Annotated in this window: 1 protein-coding gene; it reads left to right on the top strand. The window is 62.8% G+C overall.

Going from position 1 to position 548, the window contains the following annotated elements; all coding sequences use genetic code 11:
- On the top strand, positions 1-548 hold a 548-nt coding region (locus AC3WL8_RS40020), incomplete at both ends, for a bifunctional UDP-4-keto-pentose/UDP-xylose synthase (RefSeq protein ID WP_492380273.1).

Below are 548 nucleotides of genomic sequence, written 5' to 3'. Positions count from 1 at the left end.
GTCTACGGCCCGATCAACAAGCCGCGCTGGATCTACGCCTGCTCCAAGCAGCTGATGGACCGCGTGATCCACGCCTACGGCATGGAGCAAGGCCTGAACTACACCCTGTTCCGTCCGTTCAACTGGATCGGCGCCGGGCTGGATTCGATCTTCGAATCGAAGGAAGGCTCGTCGCGCGTGGTGACGCAGTTCCTCGGCCATATCGTGCGCGGCGAGCCGATCAAGCTGGTCGACGGCGGCGCCCAGCAGCGCGCCTTTGCCGATATCGCCGACGGCATCGACGCGCTGATGCGCATCATCGAGAACCCCAACGGCGTGGCCAGCGGCAAGATCTACAACATCGGCAACCCGGGCAATATCCACTCGGTGCGCGAGCTGGCCGAGATGATGCTGAAGATGGCCGCCGACTATCCGGAATACGCCGACGAAGCGCGCAAGACGCAGATCATCGAGACCTCCTCGGGCGACTTCTATGGCAAGGGCTACCAGGACGTGCAGCACCGCGTGCCGAAGATCGACAACACCATCGAAGAACTGGGCTGGAAGCC

The organism is Cupriavidus sp. FW305-F7, assembly GCF_058782875.1.
Note: the sequence above shows the minus strand (reverse complement) of the source record. Positions and strands in the feature narration are given on the sequence as shown.